The 22,553-nt window shown below is 56.9% G+C and carries 17 protein-coding genes; 4 read left to right on the forward strand and 13 right to left on the reverse strand.

Annotation, left to right across the window (positions count from 1 at the left end):
* Positions 1 to 246: 246 nt before the first annotated feature.
* Complete coding sequence (locus BUA15_RS05650; RefSeq protein ID WP_072715007.1) at positions 247 to 1,611, reverse strand: DNA recombination protein RmuC; 1,365 nt, start codon at positions 1,609 to 1,611, stop codon at positions 247 to 249.
* A 343-nt stretch (positions 1,612 to 1,954) separates the two neighbouring features.
* Here BUA15_RS05650 and cas1 point away from each other — a divergent pair, with 343 nt between their 5' ends.
* From cas1 to cas6, 4 genes are all read left to right on the forward strand, one after another.
* A complete protein-coding gene (gene cas1, locus BUA15_RS05655) occupies positions 1,955 to 3,367 on the forward strand; it encodes a CRISPR-associated endonuclease Cas1 (RefSeq protein WP_245771939.1) in 1,413 nt (470 codons plus the stop codon).
* Positions 3,364 to 3,645: a CRISPR-associated endonuclease Cas2 gene (gene cas2, locus BUA15_RS05660; protein ID WP_072715009.1), complete on the forward strand. Its 282-nt coding sequence runs from the start codon at positions 3,364 to 3,366 to the stop codon at positions 3,643 to 3,645. Before cas1 ends, cas2 begins: the two co-directional genes overlap by 4 nt.
* A gap of 126 nt (positions 3,646 to 3,771) precedes the next feature.
* Positions 3,772 to 4,668, forward strand: coding sequence for a J domain-containing protein (locus BUA15_RS05665; protein WP_072715010.1), 897 nt, complete (start codon positions 3,772 to 3,774; stop codon positions 4,666 to 4,668).
* Positions 4,669 to 4,738: 70 nt separating this feature from the next.
* Positions 4,739 to 5,725, forward strand: a complete 987-nt coding sequence (gene cas6, locus BUA15_RS05670; RefSeq protein WP_072715011.1) for a CRISPR system precrRNA processing endoribonuclease RAMP protein Cas6 — start codon at positions 4,739 to 4,741, stop codon at positions 5,723 to 5,725.
* Here the strand turns inward: cas6 and csx2 (BUA15_RS05675) are convergent.
* The 12 genes from csx2 (BUA15_RS05675) to BUA15_RS05730 all read right to left on the reverse strand — a co-directional run bounded on the left by csx2 (BUA15_RS05675) (position 5,720) and on the right by BUA15_RS05730 (position 22,234).
* Positions 5,720 to 7,054 carry a TIGR02221 family CRISPR-associated protein gene (gene csx2, locus BUA15_RS05675; protein ID WP_072715012.1) on the reverse strand — a complete coding sequence of 445 codons (1,335 nt, stop codon included), beginning with the start codon at positions 7,052 to 7,054 and terminating at the stop codon, positions 5,720 to 5,722. The genes cas6 and csx2 (BUA15_RS05675) overlap by 6 nt on opposite strands.
* Before the next feature lie 61 nt (positions 7,055 to 7,115).
* Entirely contained in the window at positions 7,116 to 7,766 is a 651-nt protein-coding gene (gene csm6, locus BUA15_RS05680; protein ID WP_245771940.1) for a CRISPR-associated ring nuclease Csm6, read from the reverse strand.
* A gap of 14 nt (positions 7,767 to 7,780) precedes the next feature.
* On the reverse strand, positions 7,781 to 8,173 hold the full coding sequence (locus BUA15_RS05685; RefSeq protein ID WP_072715013.1) for a hypothetical protein: 393 nt from the start codon (positions 8,171 to 8,173) through the stop codon (positions 7,781 to 7,783).
* Positions 8,174 to 8,196: 23 nt separating this feature from the next.
* Entirely contained in the window at positions 8,197 to 8,562 is a 366-nt protein-coding gene (locus BUA15_RS05690) for a hypothetical protein (protein ID WP_072715014.1), read from the reverse strand.
* A gap of 83 nt (positions 8,563 to 8,645) precedes the next feature.
* A complete protein-coding gene (locus tag BUA15_RS05695; RefSeq protein WP_072715015.1) occupies positions 8,646 to 9,035 on the reverse strand; it encodes a CRISPR-associated protein in 390 nt (129 codons plus the stop codon).
* A complete protein-coding gene (csx2, locus tag BUA15_RS05700; protein WP_072715016.1) occupies positions 9,016 to 10,206 on the reverse strand; it encodes a TIGR02221 family CRISPR-associated protein in 1,191 nt (396 codons plus the stop codon). The genes BUA15_RS05695 and csx2 (BUA15_RS05700) overlap by 20 nt, the downstream gene beginning before the upstream one ends.
* A gap of 49 nt (positions 10,207 to 10,255) precedes the next feature.
* Positions 10,256 to 10,450: a DUF4236 domain-containing protein gene (locus BUA15_RS05705; RefSeq protein ID WP_072715017.1), complete on the reverse strand. Its 195-nt coding sequence runs from the start codon at positions 10,448 to 10,450 to the stop codon at positions 10,256 to 10,258.
* A 198-nt stretch (positions 10,451 to 10,648) separates the two neighbouring features.
* The gene (locus tag BUA15_RS05710) at positions 10,649 to 12,271 is read right to left on the reverse strand and encodes an N-acetylmuramoyl-L-alanine amidase (RefSeq protein ID WP_072715018.1); all 1,623 of its coding nucleotides are present in this window, start codon (positions 12,269 to 12,271) and stop codon (positions 10,649 to 10,651) included.
* Positions 12,272 to 12,277: 6 nt separating this feature from the next.
* Positions 12,278 to 13,273 (reverse strand): PorV/PorQ family protein, encoded by a 996-nt coding sequence (locus BUA15_RS05715; RefSeq protein ID WP_245771941.1) that lies wholly within the window; start codon positions 13,271 to 13,273, stop codon positions 12,278 to 12,280.
* A gap of 46 nt (positions 13,274 to 13,319) precedes the next feature.
* Positions 13,320 to 16,712, reverse strand: coding sequence for a hypothetical protein (locus BUA15_RS13835; RefSeq protein ID WP_072715020.1), 3,393 nt, complete (start codon positions 16,710 to 16,712; stop codon positions 13,320 to 13,322).
* A gap of 16 nt (positions 16,713 to 16,728) precedes the next feature.
* A complete protein-coding gene (locus BUA15_RS05725) occupies positions 16,729 to 19,419 on the reverse strand; it encodes a TonB-dependent receptor (protein ID WP_072715021.1) in 2,691 nt (896 codons plus the stop codon).
* Positions 19,420 to 19,489: 70 nt separating this feature from the next.
* Entirely contained in the window at positions 19,490 to 22,234 is a 2,745-nt protein-coding gene (locus BUA15_RS05730) for an FG-GAP-like repeat-containing protein (protein ID WP_245771942.1), read from the reverse strand.
* Positions 22,235 to 22,553: the final 319 nt, after the last annotated feature.

Raw genomic sequence — 22,553 nt, forward strand, 5'->3', positions numbered from 1 at the left:
ATGCGATCAGATCGATTCGGTCGATCCAATGCGCTGCCCGTGCCAGGCGGAATGGCCTCCTGACGGAGGCTGCTCGGCTTATCATGTGGGGACGCATTGTGGAAGCCTTCGCTATGGGTAAGCTTACCTGATAGCGAAATGAAAAAGCTGGAGCAGAAGCTTGAGATTGACCGTCAGCGCTCAGTCTCAGGAAGTCGCGGATCGTGCGCGACCGACCTGCTCCGCTCTCGACGTGATAGTAATTAACTAATCCTTATTTCGGCCAACTAGAACCGGACGTATCTGACGGTCGACTGGAAGGAGTTCTTCCACCTCATCCGATCGCCCCTGGAGGGTGCGAAGCCGACGGACTGCCGGGAGGAGGCGGCTGCTAAATGAACCAACAGCTCTGTTGTATGTCTCGACAGCCAGCCCAAGCCGATGACCAAGCTGTTGCAAATGCTCCGCAAACTTGTCCAGACGATGGAGTAATGTTTCGCTCTCACGAGCAATTTGACGAGCATTTTCAGCCATCTGATGCTGTTGCCACCCGAAAGCAATGGCCTTCAGTAAGGCCAATAACGTAGTAGGAGTTGCCAGAGCAACACGCTGTTCATAGGCATACTCCAGCAAGTCTGGGTCTGCTTCAAATGCGGCATGCAAACAGGCATCGGTAGGTATGAACATTACCGTAAAATCAGGAGCGTTTTCAAACTGATGCCAGTAGGCCCGTCCGGCCAGTTGCTGAATGTGCTGGCGAATGCTTCGGGCATGCTGGCGAAACAGTTTTTGACGTTTCGCTGCATCCTGGGAGTCCAGTGCCTGGAAGTAATCGGTCATCGGTGCCTTGGCATCAACCACCACACAGCCTCCTCCTGGTAGATAGACAACCAGATCGGGCCGTCCCGTTTCGCCACGCACCTGCAGCTTGAAGTCTACATGCTGCTGCATGCCGGCCAGCTCAACCAGACGCTGCAACTGAAATTCCGCCCAGCGTCCCCGTTGCTGGGTGCCAGAGCGAAGCGCACTGGTAAGTTGCTGCGTTTGCTGCTGCAATGCCTGATGGGCCTCAAAGAGCTGCCGGAGGTGTTGCTCAAGGGCACCGTACGCCTTTTCGCGTTTCTGCTCCAGGAGCCGTATCTGCTCCCCCAGCGACTTTAGGGTTTCGTCCAGCGGTTGTACCAGTCCTTTGAATTCTGCTTTTTGAATATCCCAGTCACTCCGAACCTGGTTCAAGAGTACTTCAAGGGTTTCGCGCGTATGCCGAAGTAGCTCGCCGCTGTTTTCCCGGAGCATCTCCCCGGCCAGCGCCTGAAAGGCCTCGCGCAGACGCTGCTCGGCCTGCTCCAGCCAGACGATTTTTTCCGTGCCTGCCTTTAGCGCCTCTTCCAGTCGAGCTATCTGCGCGCGCAGCGCCGCATTCTCCTGCACGAGCGCCTCGCAGCGTTGCTGAAGGGCGCGTGCCTGCTCCACATGTACGGCCGCTTCGGCCTGACAAGCCGCTGCCTCACGCAGCAGCTGTTCCTGTTCAGCAACCTGCCGTCGTAAAGCTACCGTTTGCTGGTGCAGCAACCACCAGGTCAGTAGAGCACCGGTCCCCAGACCTATCCCGGTAAAAATAAGCAGCTCCATAACTGACAATTGATAAACACTCATTCTGCTTCAAAACATGTAAACATATAAGTTACCTCTTGCTGGAAGAAAGAGCCATTTTCCCTATCTGATTTACAGTAGAATACCTCATGCCACAAGCAGGTCTTCTCTATCATTTTTCAAACCTTAATAACATCAGGCTAAAATGGCTTCTTCTGGAATACAGGAGACTGTTAGCTACTGGCCTCTCGGCTGGATATACGAGTTTGCCTGGTGCCTCCGGCGAGGCTACTATGCCTGGGCAGAGGGGCCAGAAACGGCCTCTGTGGTGCTATCTGCAGGCGGAGTCTGGTGCGTTCATCAGGGATGGGGAGGGCAGGTCATGGTACGGCGGGACCCTGTCGAAGGACCGGTAGTGGCACTGCTCCGGCCCGTTGAAGCCCACGTGGAAAAGGACGAAGAGATACTTCGCCTCGTGCTGGGAGCTCTGGCGGAGCTATACGAAAAAGCCCGGGGAGAGCCGGTTCGCTGGGGAGAGATCCAAGAGCAATCGCCAGGGCGAGCAGTCCGGATACGGATTGACGAAACCGTGCGACGCAGCTGGCAGCAACTGGAGCGGCAGATTCGGGCGGTCATTCAGGAGGGCCGGATTCCCGAACCACGTGCCGATGATCGTTGTCTGCGGTGTCCCCGACAGGCGGTGTGCGTCCCCTTCGACGCGTCCTCCGAAAAAGAAGCACAGGAGGCCTGCGTTCAGCCACCTGTGCGGACCGCTCGTACGTTGTATGTAGATGAAGTGGGTGCGGTGGTGCGACGGGAAGGTCGCCAACTCCTGGTTACTGTCAGCACGAACGGCCAACGCGCGGAGCGCCTTCGGCTACCTGCGTTGCTGATCGATCAACTGGTGCTGGTGGGTCCCGTGCAGATCACTACCCAGGCCCTTCGACTCCTGCTGCGAACCAACACCGACATTGTCTATCTATCGCGGAGCGGCCGCTTCGAGGGACGCCTGGCACCAGAATTCCATCCGCATGTCGCTTTGCGGCTAGCCCAGTATGCGGCATATGCCGACCCGGAAAAATCGCTTTCGCTTGCCCGCAGGTTCGTTCAGGCCAAGCTGCACGGCATGGCCACGCTGCTTCGTCGCCGGCGACGTCACCATGCACGGCCGTTGCTTCAGCAGGTGGCTGGCCAGATCCTAGAAGATGCCCGCCGACTTTCGCGGGCCGCATCGATTGACGTGGTGATGGGCATTGAGGGCGTGGCCACCCGCCGCTATTTCAGTGTATTTGAAGCGCTACTCAGGCGGGCGAAGGAAGAGTGGCCTACGTTCTCCGGTCGGAAGCGTCGTCCACCAACTGATCCGGTCAATGCCACACTGAGCTATGTGTACACGCTGTTGCTGAGCAACCTGGTAACAGCGTGTGCGGTCGCCGGATTGGATCCGTACATCGGTTTTCTACATGCGCCACGCTACGGACGTCCGGCGCTGGCACTGGATCTGATGGAAGGATTTCGTCCGGCAGTTGCCGATGCGCTGGTGTGCCAGCTTTTTCGACAGAGACGGCTACAGCCCACTCACTTCGAGAAGCGGCCCCCGGGAGTTTATCTAAACGAACGAGGGCGCGCCATTGTGTTGAGAGCCTGGCAACAGCATCGACAGCGAAGGGTCTACCATCCAGTACTGCACCAGAAGCTAAGCTGGGTACGCTACTTCGAGGCTGAGGCGCGCCTCCTGGCTCGTTCTCTACTGGACGAGCAGGTCGATTATGAGCCCTCCCTTTTGAAGCCATGAGATACTGGCTGGTTGGATACGACATCGCCGATATGCGTCGACTGCAGCGTGTCGGCCGCTTTATGGAGGATTATGGCCAGCGTCTGCAGTACAGCGTGTTTCTGTGTCGGTTAGAACCCCAGGAAATGCAACGCATGCGGCGCCGCTTGCGTCGCCTGCTGAACCTGAAGGAAGACCGCGTCTTTTTACTTCCCCTGTGTCGGGAGTGCTTTCATCGTATGGAGCAGCTGGGACGTCCGCTTTCGCTTCAGATTGACCAGGACTACTGGATTCTCTGAGTTTGGTTTACCATGGGACAGCCTTCCTATCTGAAAGCCAGATAGCTGACCCATGCGATCGGCACCAATGCTTACGATCTTCTACTGTTCAGATGCGATAACAACCCGGTTGAACATCTGCCGCCTATGAAAAAAGACTTCAAATCGACCTTCGGGGAAATCGACGCTGCAGAAGCCGAAAACATCCGCAGCGTCTTCAGAGCCCTGGGAGAGCGGGTGGACCACGCTCTGAGCAAACTCCGGATATACAAGCAGGAAGACAAAAGAGCTCAGCTCTTCGGCAGTATCGCAGGAGCTGCGGCTGCATTGCTAACCGGCGGACTGGGCCTTGGAGATTTGATCATCTATCCAGTAGTCTCTTCAGCTACCCGTGCAGCTCTAGGACCTGAAGAAACAGACATGAAACGCATCTATCACAAACTTTCTGAGGCTCTGGAAAAGCGCGCAGCCATGATTGTGCATTTTCCGGATGTAGTATTGTCTGGAGAAGAAAGAGATGTAATTTTTAGAGATTTATTATTGCTATATTATGTAAAAAAGAAGCCTCGCAGTAAATTACTTGAACAGATAGATAATGAATTAGCTCCAAAGAATATGAAGCTTCATATTTTATTGGATAAACTTATCCATTATATTGGAAATCCTGACGCTCGCGAAATAGACGATCTGGTGTTTTTCTGTCTGTTCTACTACGGACTAGTAAACCACAAACTTTATCTTTCGCTTCGGGAGGGGCGAGAAGAACTGGAGCTCCAGCTTGCCTGGGTACTGGGCCAGATGGATACGATGGTTACTATCTTCGAGGCGGTTGAAAAACAACTCATAGCCCGGCACGCGGCTACGCTGGAACTGCGCGAACCTTTTACGCCAGAGCAGGTGCGTCAGAACTATCGGCGCTTGATGAAAGCATGCCATCCCGACCGTTTTCCAGAAGCCACTGCGGAGATGAAACGACAGCTTGAAGAAAAAACACGCCAGCTTAACGAGGCCTATCAGTTCTTTCGGGAACGATTAGGCTTTTAGGACTTGTCTATTTGCAACCGCAGGCGCTACTTTACTAGTTATCCAGAAGTCCCTGCAATCCTTCCCAACCGTGACGCCTGCTATCCCTTCTGGGCTAGATCAGTTGTGCTGGTCGGTGATACAGTTCGACCTAGACGTATGCGCTCCCATTGATCTGGGCAGTATGCCGGCTGCCACGATACGCGGTGCACTGGGCGCTTCACTCCGCCGCCTGGTATGCATCACGCGGCTCTCTGACTGCACGGACTGTCCCTTTCGCTGGCCATGCATCTATGGATATCTGTTTGAAACGCCACCCCCTCCCGGTGGGCAGCAGTTACGCAAGCTTCAGAATGTGCCTCGCCCCTATGTAGTGCGGCGCCCCAAACTCCATGAACGCCAGTTCGTCCCTGGGACGACACTTCAGATCGAGCTTCTATTGATTGGTCGAGCCCGCATGTATCTGCCCTATCTTATGCTGGCCCTGCAGCGGCTGGAGACGCAGGGAATCGGACGCGGGCGCCGCGAGGGCACCGGGCGTTTTCGTCTGGTTTTGGCGCGGGCGCTGCGTCCAGATGGAACGTATGATGTCGTCTATGACCGCACATGCCGACAGGTGCTGGCCGAGGTGCCAGCGTGGCGGCCGGCTGATCTGCTTTCCTCCGGATACCCCGGAGAGGTTATGCGTTTGCGTACCAATACACCGCTCCGCTTAAAGGCAGCAGGACACCTGGTGCGGAAGCTTACGTTCCGTATTCTGCTTCGCTCTATTCTCAGTCGGCTGTCCAGCCTGGCCGCCTTTCATGCAGAGACAACGCTGCAGCTTGACTTTGCCAGTCTGTTGCGGCAGGCCGAAGCGGTCCGCACCCGAGAAGACCGACTGCAATGGTTCGATGGCCTGCAGCGCTACTCCAAGCGACAGCGCACCACGATGCGGCTGGGTGGACTGGTTGGTGAGATCATCTTCGAAGGCATCTCTCCAGAGCTCTGGGCCTGGCTGACGCTGGGCGCTGCGCTGCACGTGGGGCATGGAGCTGTAATGGGGCTAGGGCACTACGATATCGAACCCGTATCATAGGGGACGTATCTGGGGAAGACGCTTCAGCGCTGGATCGCCCAGATGCTGTTCGAGAACGGCCAGCACGGCAGAAAGTTGGTCTCGCAGCTCTTCCGGACGAAGTGGCGGTTCGTTTTTTCCAGTCCTTGCATGCGCTATGCGATTCCGTAACTGACGTAGTGAACGAACGCACGCCACCAAGTCGTGCAAATCGGGTAACAACTGTTTCTTTACTGAGGGATGGAGCAAAGCGTCTACGAGTCGTTGCTGGTTGCGGAGCCCTCCTTTGTTAGCTACTCTGCTACTTGGGTCTACCTGATAGATCTCGCCGAGGCGAGAGACGACCGCCTCATAAGCCGCAAGGACGGCTAGTCCAAGCCGATCGTGGCGTAGATGACTGCGGGCAATTTGCAACATGGCCTCCCAGTCGCTCCGAGCATTGGCCAGTTGGTCCGGCGTGTACCTCAAGGTGGGGAGGATCATTCGGAAGGGGAGGGGAAGAGCTTCAGCCTGTTGTTCAAGATGTGCTAATCTTTGCGATAACCGTCTGCTTCGATGACGGACGTCTGACAGCAGGTTAAACTGCAGCTGATAAGCATAATCCCGTAATTCCTGGGCCAGACCAGGATTAATCTGATTTTTCATTAAACGAAGCAATTCAGAGATTTCCTGATTCTCGGCAAACGTGCGAGCAGCCAGACTCCACTGCATGAGCTCCAGCAGAGGGGACAGATCGAAAATTGGAGCACGGTCTGCGAAGTAGCCTCGCAGTTCATGTGCTCCATAGAAGAGCGATCCAAGGCGGATGCCTGGGCGGGTTATACTCAGAAAAAACATGGCCAGTAGTAGAAAGAACGGCTGATAGCGCAGGCCATGCGTGATGTCGAGAGAAAGGAGACCCTCGGGAATAGAAAGCTCGGTCAATGCCCGAAAGGTCTGCCACAGCTCTTCATGAGAACGACCCACAGGGATGAGGTGCAACGAACAGGGATGTTCGAGAAATGCTTCAACCCGATGTTGCACCTGAGGGAGCAGGTTACGTACTGCCTCTTCGTCACGCTGTTCGATGTATTCGTATAGCTTACAGTAAAGTTCATCGTCCCCGTCTGTGGGGGCTGGTGTGGCGTGTAGAAACAGGGTATCCCACATAGCATCGACGGTCCCCAGAATAAAAACCTTCCGGAAGCGCCTGGGATGGAGTTTCAGGATAGCTTCGCCCACAAAAGGTGTCTCGACGGTTTTCTCAGGGCGGTTGGCCATAAAGTACACGGTGCGACGATAGTTGCGCGCCTGTGCGTCTGTCCGATAGCGATCACCTGAGCCCAGAAGTAAAAACAGCGTTTCTTTCATTTTTCCGTGATGGAAATGTACTGAAAGGGCCAGTCCATATATTCAAGGGACTGTGTTGTCGTCACCTGCAGGGCAGGCGGCGATGAAGACGGGCGAGCTCTTCCAGTTGCTGCCGAAATCGAACCAAGTGTAAATCGACTCGCTCGATCCGCACTTCCTGCCGGCCTCCCGAACGTGGATAGAAAAACGTGAGGTCTTCAAGCACGGACTGCTCTGGATGGACCAATACGTGGATACTCTCGTCCTGCGGGCGGGCATACAGGGAAAATGCAGTGAGCAGGTGTGCACTCATGGTCTTACGGCCGCCTGCAATAGAGGCCACCACACGAGGCGCCTCGGGATCGGCGCAGAGCCGGGCTACCACCTGGTAACACAGCTCGGCATAACGCCGATCGTCGTCCCAGGTGCGGATGTCGTCCAGCTTGAGCCCATTCCCGCGCAGTGGGACATGAATAAACCAGGTGGGCGCCTCCGGGCTCTCTGGTTCCAACTGAAGCACCTCTCGGCAGAAACGCTGCCATACCGAAAAGCCTTCCTCATCAGGTGTTTCAAAGAGCCGGTGGCGCAAAATCCGCTCACCGGTAAGGGTTGTGACCACGTGAATCTCGTCTGGAATAGCCGGTTGGGGGTGTTCGATGGCCAGCGTCCAGATGGTTTCGGTGAGGACGGCCGGCGACACACCCAGCGCAATTAACAGGTTGTAGCGTTCCATCGACCTTCAGCCGTTCAGTTTCGTTGCAGGGATAGCAGCTTCTGAACCACTTCTTCGGGCGAGAGCCCGGTCGACGTCAGCGTGCCCTGTAGCTCATACGGAAAGGCTGGCGCCCAGCGCAGCGTTCCCTGCCGCACGCCCAGACGCAGCAGGCGCGCTTCTAGAGCGTCCAGCCACCGCGCCAGCCGCCCTCGCTGCAGCGACACCGAGTTGAACTGCCGCACAAAGCAAGCCTTCACCTGTCCGGTACGCTCATTGCGCCAGATCTGGTCAGCCTGGCGTTGCAGGAAAGCACGCACAGTTGGAGTCATCTGATGTTCCAGGATCTCCACCTGAATCTCCACCGCAACTGACAGAGGCCCCTGGTAACTGGCCTCGTACATGTGCACAAAAACTTTGTTATTCATGGCATCTGTGGTTGAATTTTTATTCAGGTAAGGTCAGAAGCAAACTGATCAATCAATGGATTCAGGGGTGATTTTTCCAGCAGCCTTCCAATGGGGCGGCTTCCGGCCCGCGGCATTACAGACTGAATATGGAGGCCTATCCGATAATCCGACAGATGACGCATAACTGTCTGGTGCAGCAGACAGATGAGCCCGCGCAGCGCCCCGCGGCTTTCTTCGGCCGGGTCGACCTCAACCTGGAGTCCGACCATCAGAGCAGGCTCCTCTGGAAGCAACATCACATCCGCTACCAGCGTGTCGTTCAGCGCCTGGGCCAGCGTTTCCAAGTCGGCCCGAGGGGTAGCGGGTGCAGCCTGGATCAGGGCGGTCATCAGGAAGCTGGTGCGCATGGAACCTGTACCGGTTTGAGGGTGTGTCGGTCAGGATACGTCCCAACTTCCCGAAAAGACTCCTTTCGGAAATTCCGGTCATCTTATGAAGATTGGAGACAGACAGGATACTTCCGAAAGCGTACAAATCGAAAATAGGCAATTTTTCTGCCACGTGTGGGATCTTCTTCAACGATGCGGTGCGAGGTGGCTGCCAGGCAGAGGATCCCCTTCTGCTGCAGTAACCGCACCAGCGTGCAGGTGAAGGTCTGCTCGCCCATGACGTGCACCGCGTGAGGGCCCGGGCCCGCTTCCCGAAGCCGGTCTGTGATTCGACGGGCATAGCGCTGCGCCAGCGCTGCCACCTGCCGATCGTCCCATTCTGGCGGGATCGCCGGAAAGGGCCAGTCTTCAATCGGACCATAGGGCGCCGCAGCGGCGCGCTGCGGCGCTCCCCAGGAGGTCGCAGGATGATTACTCAGATTGATCAACATCGCGTTCAATCCATTCCGCTGCCGATTCTGCCAGCTCGCATGCTCTTCTAAAAAGAGCGTCAGTTTGCAGCGGCTGGGCTCTCATGCCAGCATGGTTGATATCGTTGCGCACGTTGGTCAGCTCGTTCCAGAGCTTGGCCAGCGCGTGGCGAGCGCCCGTGTACGCACGACGCGTTTCCGGGTCTTGCAGGCCCTTGGCCAGCTGGTTAAGCGCTTCTTCTGCTTTTTCTCGCTCATGCAGCGGGTCATATCCTGCATCCAGCGCCTGCCGGGTCACCATGGCTTCGCGGGCTACGGTGATGGCCTGCTGCACCAGGCCGAAATTCAGGAGGAGCCGGATTAAAGCCGCCTGCGCCTGAAGCCCTTCGTACGAATAGGGGTGGGGGTGCTGAAGCGGCTGCACCCGCCGGGCTGTCTGGTCCAGTAATAACCCGAACGGTCGCAATCTCGGGATATTCAGAATATCTTCCCGGACCTGCTGCAGCGCCTGGGGCAGCTGACGGGCATGCTGCTGAAGGACTTCTGTCAGTCGCACCAGACTCATTCCCCTTGAAAATCCTTCCAGCCATCCGGCCGTGCGCTGCGCATGCCGGGCCTTTGTGTCGGTAGACTCCACATAGGTCAGGCGGTGGATCTCCCGTAGCAGCTGCGCCAGCTCGCCTGCCTGGCCATAACGAATGAACAGATGCGCTGCAACGCTCCATTCGATCAGCCTCAGAAAGGGGGTCAGGTCAAAGACCGGTGCTTCATCTGCATGATTTCTGGCGTCATATGCTCCATAAACAATGCGCTCAATTTCTACGTTTCGTGTGACGCGTAGATAATACAGCGCCGCCAGAGACAGCATAGGCTGCGTTCGAAGACCATGGGTAACATCAACAATCAATATATCCTCATCTGCAATGTGATGCGTCAGCACATTGAAAATTTCCCAGAGCTCTTCTTCATTTTTACCTTCAGGAATATAAACAGGTTCATATTCAATAATCTGTTTTATCCAACATCCATGTTTTTCTTCTGCTTCTCTGGTCATAAAAATAAGGCATCGTTCTGGACGAAAGAAGCGATAGACGGCTTCCTGGAAGTAGCGTGTCGTGTGGCGCTGATCCTCCCAGCAGTAGGTGCAGCATTGATAGTTTCCGATCCCCAGAAATGAAATCTGCACGCGCATGGCAGTAGATGAACTCGTGAGCAATTTTACCTTAGTAATAATCCGCAGCTTATGCGTTTTTACGTCGTCTGGGCGAGCGGCGCTCCAGACGCCAGCGGCCACGACCCAGCCGAATATAGGGGCGGCCGCCGGGGGTGCGGCCGATGCGCAGGCCCCGAGCACCAATGCTAATGCCAAGACCCCGATGGCTGATTGTCAGACGAATCGGGCCCAGACAAAATGTCTTATAAAGCTGGAACGGCATGGCAGATCCGGTTTGACAACTAAAGACGGTGCGTTATAACTCTGGGCGTTGTCGCAAAGATGCTTTTCGGAAATTCCGAGAGGAAGTAAGCATTGTGGCAGTCTGTTCTAAGCAGGCGTTTAGAATGCTTTTTAGGCCTATTTTCTACTTGCGATAATTCCACTTATCATAAATAAGATCCTTTCAGACCACTTCTGGCTATCGAGTCCCGGCGTAGATAACCGGCAATACCTTCGTGAACTGGCGGTTGCCAAGGAGACTGGCTCGAAAATGGACAAAGTATACGCCCGCCGGAACGTCAGGCAGCGAAAATGAAAGACCATGCCAGCCGCCTGAGGCATATTCGCGCATTAGCAGACGCACCCGACGTCCCAGCACATCGTACAAATCAGCCTCCACCCAGGCCGTCGTGCGCACATAGTAGCGCAATTGCACGCGCTCGGTAAAAGGCGACGGAAAAGCAACCACCCGCAGCCAGTCGGTATAGTACGGCAGTCGAACTGTATCCTCCTGCAAAACAAATGGATATCCAGTATCCGAAACCACTACAAACTGATAAACCAACTGTGCTGCTGACGGAGCCATCCCATCTGCAAATTCTCCAGATTCCAGCTCCGTGGTTTGATAGACAGTATCTGCCCGCGATCCCGCCAGCCGCACAATCGCCAGCCGCTGCGCGTTGTAAACCGCCACAAACTGCCAGCGAAGACGCACAACCCCATCTGCATCAACTGTTATCTCCGTTATAACGTCTGCCGGACGCCGGGTACCCCGCTCAAGCAAGGCAGCTACCTCCTGACGAATAGCAGGCAACAGGGCCATATTATTATCGCCTGGACAGGCAGTTGAGGCCGAAGGCCACTCGCGGTGTCCCAGAATGTGCGCCGGATCAATGCCATAGGTATCAATCAGATAGGCCAATAGCAAGACCAACGAATCGCGGGCGGCAGGCGTTAGCTGATCGAGGCAATGCCCTCCTTCTGGAGGGTGAAAGCATCCCATAATGGCTACCCCGATATTGCCCGTATTGTGCCCCCCCACATGCGCCCCGATCACGAGCGGGGGGCCCTGGTCAAAAGGGATGCGTTCATCAGCAAACGGGCGTCCCTGGTAAATTCGTCCCTCCAGATCTAAGAGAAAATGGTAGCCAATGTCGCTCCATCCACGGACGTCCTGATGAAACCGCTGGATGTTGCGCACTTCTTGAATGCCCTCGCTGTAAGTGCGGGGCGCAAAACCAGCCGTATGATGAAAGGTCTCATACTCGTAATAGGGTTGCGGCGAGGGCGCACCTATAAAAGGGCGCGCGCCCCACTCACTACGACGGATCAAATGCGGGGCGCGAATGTGTCCGGTAGGTCGCCCCGGCAGCACGCGCCACTTATAAGCACCACGCAATGTATCGTCGAGGTGATTGAACGTCCCGGCCTCGATGATTTGCAGCTCCCCTACTCCTTCTCCTTCAAATCGCACGCGGAAAAACGGGGCGTGCAGCAGGCTGTCGCTTCGATAGCCTGCCCAGAAGATAGTAGCCTGTTGCTGACGGATAATGGTCAGCGCATGCCATGCATCTTGTCCTGCCAGTTGAATCCACCCCTGCAAGGACGCCCCGGGTGAGGTTGTGCCTCTCAGCAGAACCCCGGTAAAGGGCGCGCGCAGCGTATCGCTACGCGCTTCCCAGACGGTTTGCCCCGCTATCGTTTTGAGGGTGGGAGCCACCAGGGTAACCGGCTGTTCAACCACATCGGAGCGATGCTGCGCCTGCGCAGCCAGAGCGCCAGCCAGCAGCGCCCAACACACGAGCCATCGTTGCATCTGCATGAAGCGTCAGAAAGCAATGCCCACACTGATCCACTGCGTTGACCCCAGCCGGCCAAAGCTGGCATGGGCAAAGTCAAAGTGAGCGCGCAGCCCGGCAGATACCAGCGTTAGCCCACCGCCCAGGGTCAACCCCTGCTCGCCATCGCGTTCAAAGGCATTTTTATATCCAATGCGGAAGGCCAGCAGGTCGCGTAGATTGATTTCGGCTCCAACGTTCACATACTCTGTATTGTCGTTCGGGTGAGCAGCGTCTGTCATCAACAGGAGCCGGACATCCTGGTTTTCAAAAGCTGTAAAGGCCACGCCGAAACGAAACAGCAGCGGTAGATCATAGGCATCCAGCAGATAGGCTGCGTTGACCACCTCCACGTTCCCCTGGTTCTGTGGGTCCGGATCCACGCTAAAGTAGATATCCCGGCCATCCATGCGCATCTTGGGACCAAAGTTCGCAATGCTGGCCCCGATAACCAACCGCTCAAACGGCGTAATGAAGCGAACCCCGATGTCTACCGCTACGGCTGAAGCGCTGCTGTGCCAGATCGTCTCCCGGATGTATTTAATGGATCCTCCCAGAGAAAAGCGATCGGTCAGGCGCCGGGCGTAGGAGAGCTGGAGCGCCAGACTCTGGACCGAGAAGCGTTCGCCTGTTCCCTCCGGTTCTTCCACGGTGCGCACCAGCATTTCGCCGGAGTTCAGGTAATACAGTCCGGCGCCAATCGAGCCAGCAGCGCCCAGCGAAATAGCCACGAGCGCTACGTCATACGAGATGCCCGCCAGGTAATTGGTATGTGTAAACTGGGCAGCTCCTCCGCGAAACCACGCCAGTCCGGCTACATTCCAGTAGAGTGCAGGCAGGTCGGTCCCCATGGCCACATAGGCGCCTCCCAGGGCCAGCGGACGCGCCCCCACCCCCAGCTTCAGAAACTGCGCACTGGTGGTTCCCACCTTGGTAATGGTAGCCCGCGCTGGCCCTTCGTTGGACAACTGGGCCCATGCAGCCACTGGCCCCCCCAGCATTCCAACAAGTACAAACAGTTGCAACAGTCTGTTACTTGATGACCGCAAACTTTCCAACATAGGTCCCCTCTTCCGACTCAACATGGAAGATGTAGAGCCCGTAGGCAATGTCCATATTATCCCGCGTGCGCAGATCCCAGTAGGCAATCCCATTATCAATGGGACTATCGTGCTCAATGACATCAACCAGCTCCCCTGCCAGCGTATAGATGCGGATGGTGCACCGTGGCGGCAGGTTGGCAAAGTACAGACGCCGGTCGCCCCGCCGGGTCCGGGAAACAGGATTGCGTGGTTCGAGGATGTTCGTAGCGACGTACGGGTTGGGTACCACGTAAATTTCCCGCATTTCCCGTCGCACCTTCTCTGGCTCCGTGCGCGCTGCACGCGTGCGGAAGGTAAAGACATCCTCGGGCGTGAAGGGTTTGCGCGTTATCACCTGAAACACATCACCTTCTCCTGGCATGACGCCCCGATTTTCAGGGTCAAAGAAGCGCACCTCCCAGGTAGCAATGGGCGAACTGTCCGGGTATTCCAGGATAATGATCCGCTCGTGGAGATCCCAGCGCCCATTACGGTTTACATCCGGTACAAAGACATCAACGGGTTCATTAGCGCGGGTTCGATTGTAAACCCGGAATGGCAGCGGCAACCGGGTGGCAAAGCTGGTATCCACAATGGTATCCGCAAAGCGTATTTCGTAATCATAGGGCACGCCCACGCGGCCCGGACCAGCGGTGGCCACGCGCACCTGGTAGGTAATTCCGGATCCTCCCTGCACCCATCCCGTGTGCACCGTATCAATGGCCAGCGAATCATTCTGCACAAACAGGTGCAGCCCGTCGAAGATGGGATTGGCCTCCTCGAAGTTCAGGAGATTGCTGCGATAGATAGGCCGGTACTGAAAACGGGCCAGCAGTTTCATGCCGGGCACAATCGCTCCCCCATCCAGATAGATGACCCGGCCTGCCCGGGGGTTGAGCATGTAGTCAACGCCTTCTTGCAAGGGCTGTCCGTTATGGAGCAACTCAAAAGTTTCCGGGATGATATTGCGGTGGCCTAGCCCCGCCGACTTCCCTACGCGTCCCACCTCAATGGTTACTTCCACCGGCTTTTCGTCGATCACGGAGTAGACAAGCTGTCCGTCTACCTCTTCAAAAATCAAGCGATAAGGATTGTCATCTTCCACAGCCATCGGATCAATGATGTCGATGCGAATGGTACCGGTTCCGTGTCCGGACACATGCGCTACCGGCCCGGTTGCTGAAGGCAGATCAGGTATGATCTTGGGCGGCACGTAGCCAGCAGCCGGCGGACGGGGCACCACGGAGACGGTATTGACATCGAAGATGTACGTGTCCGTTTCCGGGTTGTAGGTGATGGTTTTGCTGGTTTCGCTGGGAGGAATGCCCAGGTCTGGAGCGCCATGGTCATAGGCGACCACGGCATAGAAATAGCGCTGGCCATTAATGACGTTATTCGAGTCCACAAACGTGTGCCGCAGTCCAGTGTCATTACCCAGGAAATAGGCGACGCCGCGGCGCGGATAGGGCACGGGTGAAAGTCCTTTGATCCCGTTGATCCGGTCAAAGCGGGCAGGCACGCCGGTAACCATTTTGAGCGGTTCGTAAAGAAACGGCGTTCCGTTGATGTCGGTAATGGTTTGCAGGTCGGCAAATTCGGGGTCGGTGGATCGGTAAATCACGTAACCCTCAAAATCATTTCGCCCGCTGAGCGGGTCGATGGAGTACTCAGCGCGGTTGTCCCAGTAGAGCGTTACCTTGCGATCTCCGGGCACGGCCACGACGTGAGGTTTTTCAGGTGGCTTGGCAAACCGGTAGCCGGCGTTATAAATCTCTTGCACGATCTCGGCATTGAGCATCAAGTCCTCCAGGTTTTCGCCCATTAGCAGGGCGATGGAGAACCGCTTGGTTTCGCCGGCCCGTAGCCGGAACGGCCCCGATCCGTAGATAAACACATAGTCGCCCGGTTCTGGGGGCACCTCGTCAAAACGGCCGGGCCGCACAAAGCCCCACACCCGCTCGTCGTTGCTGATGCGGTTGCCTGCAAACGGCGGCGAGGCGAAGCTCGTCAGCCCGATCATGTCGCTTTCGTCGATGTCCGTAAAGTCGATGTTTGGTTCGCCCGGGCGCCGGATGTCGTAGGGATCGCCAGGTGTAGGCAGGCCATCTCCCTCGCCTTCATCGCCAGTGCCCGGTATGCCATCGATGCCTACGTCATCGCGCTCCGGATCCCAGTCGCCGTCGTTATCGATGCCATCGTACCATGACTCGTCGACCATACCGTCGCCGTCGTTGTCGATGCCATCATAGTCAATGCCCGGGCTTTCCAGAAATTTGAAGCCGAAGTATCCGGGTTTGCGGCCGGGGATGTCCGATCGGCCGTCGGCGTCCCAGGCATAAACCATGTTCAGGCGACGGTCGAAGTAGGCCAGATCATCATGCCAGTCGCCGGGTCCTCCCACATGCGGATCGCCCCACATGCCGAAGATGACCTTTTCCAGATCCTTTGGACTCTTATTGGTAATCTTGTACACAAAGAAGATGGCATCCTCGGCGAGCGGATTGGCCCATTGATAGACGCGCACCTCGACTTCCAAGCCCAGCCCCCGTTTGGTAGAGTCATCCGGGAAGGGATAGTAGTGGAATTCCTTATTAGCGTAATCGTTCATAAAGTAGAGCGCTTCTTTATCCGCGTTAGAAGCGCCCTGTCGCAGCGCGCCCGGCCATACATACTGGCGCAGATTAGGGTTGTACCAGCTCTCTGGCCAGGAATCGGGACGACCGTCAAGATCGCGATCCGGGGCATCGCTGGTAGGAATCTCGTCGGATTCCGGGTGCACCACTTCCAGTCCCTCAAAAGACCCTACGGGCTGCGCACAGGGAATAGGCTGCCAGCCCCACCACTCTTTGCCATCTGGTGAGCGCTCTCCGCCGTTTGAGACCAGTCCGTCGGAAACAATATGCATGACCCAGATGGTGTCCCCATTGGCGTCATAGACAATGTTGCCCTGCTCATCGCGCATGGGCACGCTCTGGGGATCTTTATGCCCCTCGTCAATGATTTCAGCGGCGACGAATGGCCCGAACTCATAGCCATAGCCGAGGCCATTCCAGACAATGTCAGTAATTGTATTGCCCGGACTGGAAATAGAGCCGAAGTTGGTGATTTGCGTGGTGATCTTGTTGCCATTCATCACCACGTCACGACGGGTGGTGTAGTCCGGGCAGTCCAGTTGATTCTGGAGCGGTTGTTGCTCCAGGTAGGTGTACCAGCGGTACACCTGCTTGAGCGTCCATCCGCGGCGGCGTCCCTCGCGCCATTCCTCAGGCGACTGCGCCCATGCGGCATGCATGCCAACCAGATAGCTCAGCAGCAGCGCGCCCAGAACAGCCGTCGTACGCATCGTTCTTTCTCTGCTTTTAGAAGGCCAGGGACATTCCTACGCGCACTTCGCGCGGTGGTCCAAACCAGTGAGGGCGGGTCAGGTACTCCTCAAGCGTATGGATGCCCGGTTTGCCGTAGTGCGGCTCCCAGGTAGCGTGCAGGTTACGGTAGCGCGCCAGCGAGTAGGTAGCGCGTCCTGTATCGTTGAAGACAAATCGTTCGTTGAGTCGGTCAAACAGGTTGTAGACGCGCGTAAAAAGCTGTAATGAAACCGGCCCCAGCTTGAAGGTCCGGTAAGCGTACAGGTCCACGGTAAGCTGTGACGGTTTACGCGCGCTGTTTGGTTTGAGGTCAACCTTTTGGTTGATGAGCTCAGGCGTGTACGGGTAGCCGGTCGAGAACTGTCCCTTGAGGCTGACGCCCCAGTTTGCGGCTCCATAGGTTACGGAGCCAGAGACCACGTGGCGCTGGTCAAAATCCAGCGGTACCAGTTCCAGGGGTGTTTCACGTCCGGACAGGAAGTTGAAGTAGAAGGCATTGGCATCGTCCCGGTTACCCTCAGCGATCTGGAACGTGTAGTCGAGCGAGACGGCCAGTGGGTCCCGGGGGCCACGTCGTTTGGTCAGCGAGAATGTCAGCCCCTTGACGTTTGCGTAGTCTTTGTTCAGATAGATGCGATAAAGCGGGTCGCTGGCTGTTCGGAACTGGACGGTCTGCAGCGTAAGGTAATCCCGGATGTCCTTGTAGTAGACGGTAACGTCGATGGCCACCCGCGCTCCCAACTGTTGCTGCAGGCCGATCTCGTACATTACCGTACGCTCAGGCCGCAGGTTGGCGTTGCCAAACGTCGGGGTGGTGCCTACGCCGAATTCAAACTCCGGGTTGATGTAAATATTGCGCAGCGGCGGCATCTGGTAAAAATGCCCGTAGGACAGGTGGATAAAGCCCGTCTCCGTGATCGGAAACGAGATGCCCAGCCGTGGGCTGAACCGATACCGGGGCCGCGAGCGCCGGCGCGGTCCCAGTGGATCCAGCAAATTGGGGATGTATTCGCCTTCAGGCCAGAAGTAGTCGAAGCGAATGCCGGCGTTCACAATAAACTGCTCAAATTCCATTTTGTCCTGGACATAGGCGCTCCAGATAAGCACGCGGCGGTTCCGATAGCGATCATGGGCCGGCGACTCAAGAGGGGGTACGGTGGGCTGGCGATACTGGTTGCCATCGTAGAGCACCACGAAGTTTTCGCGTGAGAGGAAGTGGACGTTCCAGTCGATGCCTGCTTTAGCCTGATGGATACGTCCGAACTGATGGGTGATGTCTACTTTGGCGCGCCAGGAACGGCTATCCTCATACACATGATCTTTCTGATCTCCTCCAAAGAGAAACTGATTGCCGGGAAAACCAATGATCCGTCCGTCTGACACGTAGCGGGGGTCGGTGGGATCTTTATACAGATACGACCGGAAAGAGTGCGTGGCATAGGAGAGCCGAATGGTATAGAACGTGCGCGATGAGAGCGTATGCGTGATGTGGAGGGCATGATTGCGGCTCCAGTCCCGGTAGGTAACGACGCCATCCGGGTTGAAGCGATAGACAAAGACGAAGGGTTTGCGCCGGGCCCAGTCTCGCAGGTGGGTGTACTCGACCTTCACAGTCTGGAAGGGGCGGGCTGTAAGTTTGAGGAGTAGGTTTGAGCTGGTGCGGGGATTCATGGGCACGCGTTCACGAGGCACGGGTAGCGAGTCTCCATAGGCAGTCCAGGGGCGTCCCTGAATTTCGTAGTACCAGGGGTTGACGTTGAAGTTGGCCGAGTCGGATGGTAGATGCTCCCGGATGCCCCAGAGGTGGCCTAACGAATGGTCGCGTCTGGCCGAGAAAAAGAAGCGCAGTTTTTTTCGAGTCAGCGGCACAGGGCCACCCAGCGTGCCTTCAATAGTGGTAGTGTTTCGTTGAATGCCCGGAGGTATATAGAAGATGTCGCCATGTCGCGTGAGATAGTCGCCGGCATAGAGGCTAAAGGTCCCCTCCAGTTTTTCACCGCCCTCCTTGGTTACCACGTTGACGATTCCCGACATGGCTTGTCCGTACTCCGCATTGAACGTGCCGGAGATGACGGTCAATTCCTGAATAGCATTGGTGGCCACTTCCGTGGCGAGTCCGTTGGCATTGAAGGGGTTGCCTACTGACAGCCCATCGACGAGGTACGCAATTTCGGTGCTTCGTCCGCCGCGGATATGGAGTTCGCCAGAGGGGCCGCGGTTTACCCCGGCCTGCAGGGCCAGCACGTCCAGAAAGCTTTCGACCGGCAGGGCCTGAATTTCTTCGGCCACGACGGTTTTACGAAAGGACGTGAGATCGCGCTGGACCAGAGGACGCTCTGCCGTAACTACGACCTCTTCCCCTGTGACGGCGGCGGGTTTGAGGCGCACTTCAAGCGTTCGGGTTTGATCCGAGATGATGCGCACGTTTGTGTAGCGTACGGTTTCATACCCTACGTAGGAGAAACGTACGGTATAGACGCCGGGCCGCAGATTAAGCACCACATAATAGCCCTGGATGTCAGTAACAGCGCCCTGGCCCGTCTCTTCAATATAGACGGTTGCGCCGATAAGCGGCGCGCCGGTTTCGGCGTCCCACACGTAGCCCGCCAGTTTTCCGGTCTGGGCCCATCCCGGAAATGCCAGTACAACCAGCAGTCCCAGTAGCAACCCGTGCTTTCCTGTCATCGTCCCTCCTCTCGGTAACCGGGGGCCGTCCTGGCCGCAGGAGTGCTTGCCAGGACGGCCCCGCAGCAATTCACCGTACCAGCATCACCCGACCAACCTTGCGGAAGTGACCAAACTCCAGGGTGTAGAAGTAGAGCCCGCTGGCAACGCGATTGCCTGCTGCGTCGGTGCCGTCCCAGCTAAAGGTGTGCGTGCCGGGGCCATAGAGCGCATCTTGGGCCAGCGTCCGCACCGTCCGTCCCAGCATATCGTAGATGCGCACCGTAATGCGCTTGGCCAGCGGTAGCGTAACGGTAAACTGCATCTGTTCGCGGAAGGGATTGGGATAGGCCGCCGACAGTTTGTAGTCGGAGGGCAGAATGACCCGTTCCTGATCAATATCCACGGTCAGGCCGTCCGAAGCAATGATGCGCATGAAGGCGCGGGCGGGCGCAGCCTTCCGTTCCCGCAGCGTGCGCACGTAGCCGTACGTGAACGGATAGGCGGTGACCGACGCATTGGGGACCAGTCCCACAATCTGCCGCTGCCGGGTGTCCATCGTTACGGCTCCGCCTACCCCACTGATTGAGGCCCCACTGCCCGCGCTGGTCGTTCCGACCAGGCGTGGATTCTGCGGATCGGTTACATCGACCAGGTAGAAGGTTCCGGCATTATCCGGGCCAACGGCCAGCAGGTCTACGGTAAATTCGGCAAAATCTGGCGTGAACCGATAGTGGGCTACGCTGGCCGCATCCAGGGGCACCACGCTGGCATCGATCGTAGCCAGCACCTGTCCAGCATCATCAATCAGGCGCACCGGTTGGCCTGCTCCGTTAATCCAGAGCTGCGTAGCACTGACGGCCGCAATACCGCCAGAGGCTGCCCCCTGGGCGGGCAGGTTGATGAGAAAGAGCTGGCCGTCGCTTCCGGTGCGCAGGATCTGCGTATCGCCCCCGACAAAGACAACGGTGTCGCCCCCGACGATCAGACCGAGCGTGTTGCCAAAGCGGCCGCCGGAGGCAAGCGTGGTGTCCAAGATAACCCGCGGCGCGCCGGTAAATGCGCCGGTCCACAGATAGAGACGCAGCGCTGTGGTGCTGATGTCGTTAACCAAGTTGGTGGCCGCGAGGACTGCTCCGCTGGCAGCCAGCGCATTGAGTGGTTCATCTCCCCCACTTACGCCCGTCAGATCCAGGGTATCCACCTCCGATCCATCATCTGGATCCAGCGCCAGCAGCAGCGGAGGATCCTGTTTAGCGGCGGCTGCGGTTGTCAGAAAGAGTACCAGGTTGTTGCTGGAGGAGTAGGCAACGTCCCGTCCACTCCGCGCCAGGGTCCACTGTTGCGCCTGCACCGATTCGGTCCACACCTCATCGTAGGTATCCAGGCTATCATCTACGCCCTGGAACGAGACCACAACCTCTCGCTTGCCGTCCCCATCGGGATCGCCCAGATAGGCCAGCTTAGCCGGGAAGTATGGGTCATTGCCGCCGCTGGGTTCATAGTAGCGGCTGCGCACCCCGGCCGAGTCGCGAAAGATCACATTGAAGGTAGTGCTGTCAATGGGCAGCGCCGTGTTAACGTCCAGCAACGTGTAGGCGTTGGGATCCTCTGGGTCCGTACCGGTGAATTCGGCTATACGGATGAAGTAAGAGGGTTCCCCGGCCGTAAAGGCTTTTCCGGAGTAGGAGTAGCCGGCACCGATCAGTTCCATGTGTCCATCGCCATCTAGATCCCCTGCGGTGATTCCCAGATTGGTTGGCCCTTCCAGCAGGGGAAAGATGAGCTGTTCGGTTGTGATTTCCAGGGGATTTTCTCCGCTTTCGTAGTTGAGTATGGCGATTTGTCCGGTATAAAAGTTGGGATAGAAGACCTCATCGTCTCCGTCGCCGTTAATATCCACCACGACACCGCCAAAGAGGGCTACGTGATCGCGATTGGAAGCCCGCACGTACACGTTCTGCGCATTGGCATCCGGGAACTGATACTGGTTCGGGCCAATGACATCGCCATTGGTGAAGTTAAAATTGTTCCAGGAGTGCATGGACAGCTCGTAGGAGCCGTCCCCATCGAGGTCAGCGGGCAGGATGGCGTAGGGGCTTCCACCGCCGCGGTTGACCGGGTCAAAATCTTCAGAAGCGCGGCTGCTAATCCGGACCTCTTCCACCCAGACTTCAAAGCCACTCCCAATGTCTCCGGTTACTGAGAGGATATACCAGTTGTCGTAGCGGTTATTGCGTCCATTGTTGGGAAAGAGCAATTCCTGTTGTCCGTCCCCGTCTACATCCAGAACCGTCATTTGCTCGCTGACCCAGCGATCCGGTAGGTCGTCCGGAAAGTCATAGATGGAGGCGGGTCCGGTACCGTAATCGTCATCGGTTCCTGTAAACTCATAGACAAACAGGCCGGGGCGTAGATTCAGTTGGCCAACCAGCGGGTTGGTTGCGCTGTAGTTTCGCCCGGACAAAAACATAAACTCTCCTTTGCCATCCCCATCCAGGTCGCCACACACCGCAAACCGGCTGTTGTAGGAGGTGCTGGTTGAGTCAACCCACGGGGTTGCATAGACCAGTTCCCAGGTGTCCACGCCTTTATTTTCGATGACGTAGACGCGGCCGCCTCCTGAGTAGTCGGTTACCAGCACCTCTACCAGGCCGTCGCCGTCCATGTCGCAGGGGCCGTAGGCGCCGCGTGCGCCAGAATGGTAGCCTACCGTGTAGGGGTCTTGAAAGTTGTCACTGACCGGTACGTTGAATACATAGTCGGTTTTCTGGGCCTGCAGGGGCCAGGCCAGCCATAACATGGCCAGGATACAGAGTGGGGTAGCTTTGGGCATGGCGCTTCCTCCGATGGTGGTGGGGATGTAACTCAGTTTTATTTTTAATTAAAAACCCAAAAATAGAAAATCAACATAATCGCCTGCGTCGCTTCGGGTTGGAAGCGGTCCCAATCGACACCGTACCGCCATAGCTCGGTCAAATTTCAGGCGTCAGCACCTTGCCTATGAGTCCGGGCCCTGAACTGCCTGGCAGCCAGGAGTGCAGGCAAGAGATGGGGTGCGGGCTACCCGGATTGTGCCCCCTCCTTTTTCCGGGTCAGGTGTCGTTTTGTCCCGTGAAGCTCCTCTTTGCGTATCTCCTGAATCATCAGAGCCT

This window comes from Rhodothermus profundi (genome assembly GCF_900142415.1).
In the GTDB taxonomy this organism is placed as follows: domain Bacteria; phylum Bacteroidota; class Rhodothermia; order Rhodothermales; family Rhodothermaceae; genus Rhodothermus; species Rhodothermus profundi.

Bases quoted from the DNA above. Each gene is read 5' to 3' on its own strand.
- BUA15_RS05650 (WP_072715007.1), bottom strand. From the start codon at position 1,611: ATGGAGCTGCTTATTTTTACCGGGATAGGTCTGGGGACCGGTGCTCTA.
- cas1 (WP_245771939.1), top strand. From the start codon at position 1,955: ATGGTACGGCGGGACCCTGTCGAAGGACCGGTAGTGGCACTGCTCCGG.
- cas2 (WP_072715009.1), top strand. From the start codon at position 3,364: ATGAGATACTGGCTGGTTGGATACGACATCGCCGATATGCGTCGACTG.
- BUA15_RS05665 (WP_072715010.1), top strand. From the start codon at position 3,772: ATGAAAAAAGACTTCAAATCGACCTTCGGGGAAATCGACGCTGCAGAA.
- csx2 (WP_072715012.1), bottom strand. From the start codon at position 7,054: ATGAAAGAAACGCTGTTTTTACTTCTGGGCTCAGGTGATCGCTATCGG.
- csm6 (WP_245771940.1), bottom strand. From the start codon at position 7,766: ATGGAACGCTACAACCTGTTAATTGCGCTGGGTGTGTCGCCGGCCGTC.
- BUA15_RS05685 (WP_072715013.1), bottom strand. From the start codon at position 8,173: ATGAATAACAAAGTTTTTGTGCACATGTACGAGGCCAGTTACCAGGGG.
- BUA15_RS05690 (WP_072715014.1), bottom strand. From the start codon at position 8,562: ATGCGCACCAGCTTCCTGATGACCGCCCTGATCCAGGCTGCACCCGCT.
- BUA15_RS05695 (WP_072715015.1), bottom strand. From the start codon at position 9,035: ATGTTGATCAATCTGAGTAATCATCCTGCGACCTCCTGGGGAGCGCCG.
- csx2 (WP_072715016.1), bottom strand. From the start codon at position 10,206: ATGCGCGTGCAGATTTCATTTCTGGGGATCGGAAACTATCAATGCTGC.
- BUA15_RS05705 (WP_072715017.1), bottom strand. From the start codon at position 10,450: ATGCCGTTCCAGCTTTATAAGACATTTTGTCTGGGCCCGATTCGTCTG.
- BUA15_RS05710 (WP_072715018.1), bottom strand. From the start codon at position 12,271: ATGCAGATGCAACGATGGCTCGTGTGTTGGGCGCTGCTGGCTGGCGCT.
- BUA15_RS13835 (WP_072715020.1), bottom strand. From the start codon at position 16,712: ATGCGTACGACGGCTGTTCTGGGCGCGCTGCTGCTGAGCTATCTGGTT.
- BUA15_RS05725 (WP_072715021.1), bottom strand. From the start codon at position 19,419: ATGACAGGAAAGCACGGGTTGCTACTGGGACTGCTGGTTGTACTGGCA.
- BUA15_RS05730 (WP_245771942.1), bottom strand. From the start codon at position 22,234: ATGCCCAAAGCTACCCCACTCTGTATCCTGGCCATGTTATGGCTGGCC.